Origin of the sequence: Psychrobacter sp. Sarcosine-02u-2, from assembly GCF_002836335.1 — a bacterium.
In the GTDB taxonomy this organism is placed as follows: domain Bacteria; phylum Pseudomonadota; class Gammaproteobacteria; order Pseudomonadales; family Moraxellaceae; genus Psychrobacter; species Psychrobacter faecalis.
In genome coordinates, this window is the sequence record NZ_PJBX01000014.1 from 1 (window position 1) to 6,654 (window position 6,654).

Annotated in this window: 4 protein-coding genes and 2 pseudogenes; 2 read left to right on the plus strand and 4 right to left on the minus strand. The window is 41.7% G+C overall.

Going from position 1 to position 6,654, the window contains the following annotated elements; translation table 11 throughout:
• The 4 genes and pseudogenes from CXF58_RS00635 to xthA all read right to left on the minus strand — a co-directional run.
• A pseudogene (locus CXF58_RS00635) lies at positions 1–368 on the minus strand (RNA-guided endonuclease TnpB family protein); the annotation flags it as partial.
• Positions 369–564: 196 nt separating this feature from the next.
• Positions 565–963, minus strand: a complete 399-nt coding sequence (locus CXF58_RS00640) for a DUF4377 domain-containing protein (protein ID WP_068408379.1) — start codon at positions 961–963, stop codon at positions 565–567.
• A 392-nt stretch (positions 964–1,355) separates the two neighbouring features.
• Positions 1,356–2,579: a bifunctional glutamate N-acetyltransferase/amino-acid acetyltransferase ArgJ gene (argJ, locus tag CXF58_RS00645; RefSeq protein WP_102076263.1), complete on the minus strand. Its 1,224-nt coding sequence runs from the start codon at positions 2,577–2,579 to the stop codon at positions 1,356–1,358.
• 137 nt (positions 2,580–2,716) lie between these two features.
• Entirely contained in the window at positions 2,717–3,541 is an 825-nt protein-coding gene (gene xthA / locus CXF58_RS00650) for an exodeoxyribonuclease III (protein WP_102076264.1), read from the minus strand.
• 271 nt (positions 3,542–3,812) lie between these two features.
• On the opposite strand from xthA, the gene CXF58_RS00655 reads away from it, so the two are divergent.
• On the plus strand, positions 3,813–4,361 hold the full coding sequence (locus CXF58_RS00655; RefSeq protein WP_145989763.1) for a hotdog family protein: 549 nt from the start codon (positions 3,813–3,815) through the stop codon (positions 4,359–4,361).
• A 482-nt stretch (positions 4,362–4,843) separates the two neighbouring features.
• Positions 4,844–6,544, plus strand: a pseudogene (locus CXF58_RS14165) (AMP-binding protein).
• Positions 6,545–6,654 lie beyond the last annotated feature (110 nt).

Consider the following 6,654-nt stretch of genomic DNA (forward strand, 5'->3'; position numbering starts at 1 on the left):
GCTTTTTTACCTGCTTTTTTGACACCTAAGTATTTGATTGCTGCTTTTTTAAAGGGAATCCAACCAAGTGATTTCCTTTTGGCGTTTGGGTTGTTGGTTCGCCAGTTTAGTTTGGCTTTTTTGAATTGCTTGCGAGATTTAGCGTGAACCTCACTAATAGCTTGTAAGGTTTGACTGTGCAAATTCAAAAACTCGCCACTACCTTTTACATAAGCCGCAATATCATAAGCTGAAAAGAAATGATTGGTGCGTTGAAGATGCTTAAAACTCAAGTCATTCACATAGTTCCACACAAAATTAACCGCACCAGCCAGTTTATTTAGCTGATTGGCGTGTTTGTCTTTGATGCGACACTTGAGCGTTTTCATAGAGTGATTATGGTCTTAATGAGTTTGGTTGACAAGTCTGTTTTAAGGCTGAGCGACAATAGCTGACGCCTGATATCCACGCCCTAGAAGGGACATGGTTTTACGGCGCTTTTTGATAAAATACGTTTACATTTTTCTGTGACTAAAAAAAGCCTCTAATGATTAGAGGCTTTTCTATAATAAGCTACAACTAAAATTATTCAGCAGTTTTTGAAATCACTTCATTTAAAATCCAAACCGGCTTAACCACTTTCGTTGCTTCATTCATAACCGCTTCTTGACGCACATCTAGAATATAGCGATAGTTTGGCTCATAAGTAAAGCCTTGAATATCACCATTTAGAGGCGTGTAGTTTTTCTGATAAGTCTGGCGATATTGTAGGCACTCTGACTCAACCATAGTACCACTCGCGGTGGGCAGCTCACACACCGCTTTAAGTGGTGCTATTTCAATTTTGAAACTTGGAATGTTAACCACTTTCACATTCACAGGTTCGCCTTCGACCACCATAGTACGCTCATCATTCATACCCATGGTAGAACAACCTGACAAGACAAAAGTCGTCATCAATGCCGCAATTGCTAATTTTTTCATTATTAAATCCTCAGTTTATTTATTAGTATTAATCATTACCTTTCAAACTCATTTTAATCAATTATCACTATTCAAAAGGTAGCAAGCAGTCATAAAGATACTGTTAATCAGAAAGTCAATCTAAGCTCATCTAAAATAAAAACGAACACAATTGATATAAATTTCCTCAACTATTAATAGTACCGTCTATTGTTTACTGCAATCAGTATAGGTCGAACCGATGCCTAGCCTCTATAACTGCTTTGTAAAGTAACGTCAGCTTTTGCAACTGCTGTTAATAAACGGTTTAAATTAGACCGTATTTAATACAAAAATATTGAACATAAAAAAACGCTCAAAGCTAACATTATAATGGATGGCTTTGAGCGTTTTTATAAAATGATAGATAACTTTTAACTGCGATAGTCCGCATTTATCTTAACGTAATCATAAGACAAATCGCAGGTATAAACGGTATCCTCGGCATCACCGCGGGCCAAATTAATATGAATGGTAATCTCAGGCTGGCTCATGACTTCTTTGCCCGCCGCTTCCGTATAACTTGGCGCCACACCGCCATTTTGACAAATCATCACTTCATCTAAATAGACATCGACTTGCTCGGTATCAAGGTCGTCGATACCTGCATAACCAACCGCTGCTAAGATACGTCCCCAGTTGGCATCACTGGCAAAAAACGCCGTTTTGACCAGTGGTGAATGGGCGACCGCATACGCCACATCGCAGCATTCTTGCGTAGTATTGCCACCCGTGACTTTTACCGTCATAAACTTGGTCGCGCCTTCCCCATCTCGTACAATCAATTGTGCCAAGCGCACAAACACTGCTGTTAAGGCGTCAAATATCGGCTGATAATGCGGATGCTCTGGGCTATCAATAATCTCCGAGCTCGCTGTTCCGGTTGCAATCAAGACGCAGCAATCGTTGGTTGAGGTATCACCATCGACAGTAATGCGGTTAAAGGATTGCTCATTAATTTTGCTCAGCATTTCTTGCAATAAGTCAGCGGCGATATTGGCATCAGTGGCCACATAGCCAAGCATGGTCGCCATATTGGGGCGTATCATTCCCGAGCCTTTTGACATGCCCGTAATATGATAGCTGATAGCATCGACATCAACCTTTTCACTGGCAAGCTTTGGAATCGTATCCGTCGTACGAATACCATTGGCCGCGGCCAGCCAATTATCGGCGGCCAAATTGGCTAAGGCATTGTCTAAGCCTGCGATAACAGCATCACTGTTTAGTGGCTCGCCTATCACGCCTGTCGAAAATGGCAAAACAGTACTGACATCCACGCCCGCTTTAGCAGCTAGGGCGCTACAGATATCAACCGCGCGGCGTTTACCATCAGCGCCCGTACCGGCATTGGCGTTGCCGGTATTGGTGATTAAATAACGCGGGCTGGCTTTAGCAAAGTGTTCACGTAAAACACGTACCGGTGCGGCACAAAAGGTATTTTTAGTAGTCACAACCGCAGTGTTGGCGCTATCAGCAATCTCTATCACCACCAAATCATCGCGGTCTTTGTAGCGTACGCCTGCAGCGGTGGCGCTTAGTTTAATCCCATCAATAGGATAAATCGTATTAGGTACTGCAACGTTGCCGACAGCCATCATTCAATCCTTATTCATCAATGCTGATGTATTATTGGTTATAAATTATCTTTATAAAATTCTAGTTATTCGTTTTTAGTTCTTAAAAACGAATGCTAAAAATCTGATATTAAAAGTCTATGGTTCAAAGCCAGTTATTATACTTTATTTAAATCAAACGCTGCCCAAATTGGCGCGTGGTCAGACGGTTTTTCCATGCCGCGTAGCTCATAGCTGATACCAGCATCGACACAATGGTCGATCAAATCTGCCGTACATAAAATATGATCTATACGCAGCCCGCGCTTAGGATCATCATTGAAACCGCGACTGCGATAATCAAACCAGCTATATAATTCGGTGCTGTCTGGATAATGCAGACGATAAGTATCGGTCAGCTCTCGCGCCATCAAGTTACCATACCATTCGCGCTCTTCAGGTAAAAACGAGGTTTTTCTATTTTTAAGCCAGCGCTTGGCATTGGCCTCGCCGATACCAACATCGATATCTTCTGGGGCAATGTTCATATCACCCATGATAACCAGCGAGCGCCCTTCTGCCTTTAGTGTATCAATATAGGTTATCAAATCCGCATAATAGGCACGCTTCATAGGAAACTTAGTCGGATGGTCTTGGCTCTCGCCTTGCGGAAAATAACCGTTAAGCACATCCACTTCGCGACCGTCGAATACATAGCGGGCATGGATAAAGCGCTTCTGTGCCTCTTCATCTTCTCCCGGAAAACCTTTTTGCACAAAAATAGGGGCAATTTTAGATAATAATGCGACGCCGTAATGCGCTTTTTGACCAAAATACTCGACGTGATAGCCCAAACCTTCCACATCTGCGAGCGGAAACTGCTCGTCGTGTACTTTGGTTTCTTGCAGACCGATCACATCAGGGTCGATAATCTCTTTTATCGCTTCTAACTGATGTTGACGAGCGCGAATACCATTGATATTAAAACAAACAAAACGGGTCATAAACTATCCTATCATTATGAATTGAAATAAAATCTTTCTATAACAAGTATTTTTATAAAATAAAGCAAGCAGCAAGAGATGATAAATAAAGGCTTATCATAACAGACATCGCCACAGCTAGCTGTTGCGCGCCTTTATCTCTTACGATAGAGTAGCTGTCATGAGTAACAATCTAAGCATTGTTATTTCTTATTTTTTATTTTTATAACCTTATATATCAACCTCTTAAACTCTACATGCTATTAATGGCGCAAATTTACTGAGTAACCTGATGACAACCATGAATAAAAATACCGCTGCACAATCGATGCACGCAAGCACCCCGCTATTTGCTACTGATTACAATGTCTATATTAACCATACTGATGCTGGCGGCATCGTCTACCATGCCAATCATCTGGTGTTTTTTGAAAACTGCCGCCGCGACTGGTTCACCAAGCTTGGTTTAAATGGCTATTTTTTGCAGACCGATGATGGTGAGATTCAGCATTTTGTCGTTAGCCAAGCAGATTTGCAGTATAAAAAAGCCATTTTATTAGATGAGGTCATCAACGTACGCATTGATAAGGTTGAGCTAAAACCTGCCAGCATTATATTTTATCAAAGTATCCATCGCTTAGCGCCGAATGACAATGATATTCCTCAGAAAAGTACTGCCTTTTCAAACACTACTTTATTAAGTCGCGCTAAAATTGTCATCGCTTGCGTGCAAAACCAAGTCACGCCAGACTCTGCAAGCAATAATAGCGCACCCATGCGCCCTATTCGTGTACCGCAAAAATTAAGCGAAACCATTAATCAAGCAATAACCGAACAATAACCGCACATAGTGCCGATTCAGTCTCGTTTAAAGTTTAAGTAAAAACGCACTACTCTTTAACCTATCGCTATTCCTTTGCAGTGATATTTTTAGGCACGACTTAAACGGTTTTTAAGTTATATATCGTATTTATCCAAAGACCATCTTAAATTTTTATCCAAATATCAGTATGTTTCACTACCACCTCATTGATGGTCTTTTTTTTCCTATAGAAGCATTTATTTATAAACTTTTAATGTGTACTGGGCAGTACTCGCATGCTAATATTGCCTTTACTTAGATTCATGCTAATGTGTTGCTTAAATGTATCATTATATCGTCGATACATTATATTTTAGTTGCAAAGAAACTTAGTAGTCCGTCAATAGATAAGGATGTTATCAAACTCAGCGGCCATTGCTTTACGTCAGCGCTGATTTTTTATTGACACGGATACGACTGCTTAACGATAGAAACTTAATTGAAATTCCAGGACGCTGACTATGACGTTGAATAAACCTTGGCTTGCCCAATATACCTAAGAGTGTGCCGAAAACGATCGATCCAGATAGATATGGCAGCATCGTGGAGCTGTATGAAGAGTGTTTTGATCGCTTTCGTCTGCATCCTATGAGTATCGGTATGGGCGTGACTCATACCTATGATGACATTGATAAGGCTTCTCTTGCCGTCGCCGCTTGGCTACAAGCACAAGGACTGCCTCAAGGCAGCGTGGTTGCGCTGATGATGCCAAACGTGCCGCAATACTTGCCAACCATGATTGGTATTTTGCGCGCAGGTTACGTCTGTACGCCCGTTAACCCTCTTTACACTGGCCGTGAACTGCGCCATCAGTTAAATGACTCAGATGCAAAGGTTATCTTTGTGGTGGATAATTTCGCTCAAGCGCTCGAGCAAGTGATTGATGAGACGCAAATTAAGCGTATCGTCTTATCAAAAATGGGCGATATGATGGGCCTCAAAGGTATTTTAGTAAATACCATTATCCGTCAAGTCAAACGTTTGGTGCCCAAATACAAGCTAAACGACCCTAAGCATGAAGTCACAAAGTTTCCCGATGTGCTCAAAAAAGGCAAAAACCTACCCTTCCAAAAGCCAAAAATGACTTTGGATCAAAAAGCATTTTTACAATATACCTGTGGTACGACCGGACTCTCTAAAGGTGCGATTTTATCTCAACGTAATATCGTCGCAGGAGCCATGCAATCAGAAGCATGGACGCGCCCTATCACGTCAGAGATTAATGAAGTTTATATCAATATGGTCATGCCCTACCGCTGTATCATATTTTTGCCTTTATGCTAAGCTCACTCGGTATGCGTTCAGGCTATACCTTTATCCTAATACCCAATCCACGCGACATACCTGGATTTATCAAAACCTTATCTAAACAACCGTTCCATATTTCCCCAGCAGTTAATACTTTGTTTAAAGGCTTGCTTGATAATCCAAACTTTAAAGACCTTTATTTTAGCTCGCTACGTATCTCGCAAGCAGGCGGTATGGCAGCGACCGAACAGACGGCAGCGCGCTGGCTTGAAACCACTGGTTGCGCCATGATTGAAGGCTGGGGTATGACTGAGGGTGTGGCTGTCGGCACTGCCAACGTTGTTACCGACCATAAGTTTAACGGCACTATTGGCGTCCCAGTCCCGAGCGTTGATGTCATCATCATAGATGAAGACGGCAAGCGCGTCGGTGTCAATGAAGCTGGTGAGATGTGTGTTAAAGGTCCTAACGTCACCTCAGGTTATCTGAATAGAGACAGTAGCGAAGACTTTACTGAAGATGGTTACTTTCGCACGGGCGATATCGTCAGTATGGATGAAAAAGGCTACTTTAGATTATTAGACCGTAAGAAAGACATGATTTTGGTCTCAGGCTTTAACGTCTTTCCTAACGAAGTAGAATCCGTGATGCTTGATTGTGAAGGCATTCTTGATTGCGCGGTGATCGGTATTCCTGATGAGCGTCAAGGAGAAGCGGTCAAAATCTACGTCATCCCTGCCGACAATAACGTGACCAAAAACTCGATTAAAGAATTTGCTCTAGACAATTTAACCGGCTATAAATGTCCGCGTTATATCGAGTTTGTTACTGAGCTACCAAAGAGTAACGTTGGTAAAGTACTGCGCCAAAAATTGCGTGAAAAACACATGTCAGATAATCCGCAAACCTTATAGTCGTTAAGACTCTCAGTAGTTAAGACTTATAAGTTTCAAAAAATAAAAGCCCACTATATACAATGTAGCGGGCTTTTTGTTGCGTTAATTTTTCTTGATTAGTTTTAAAA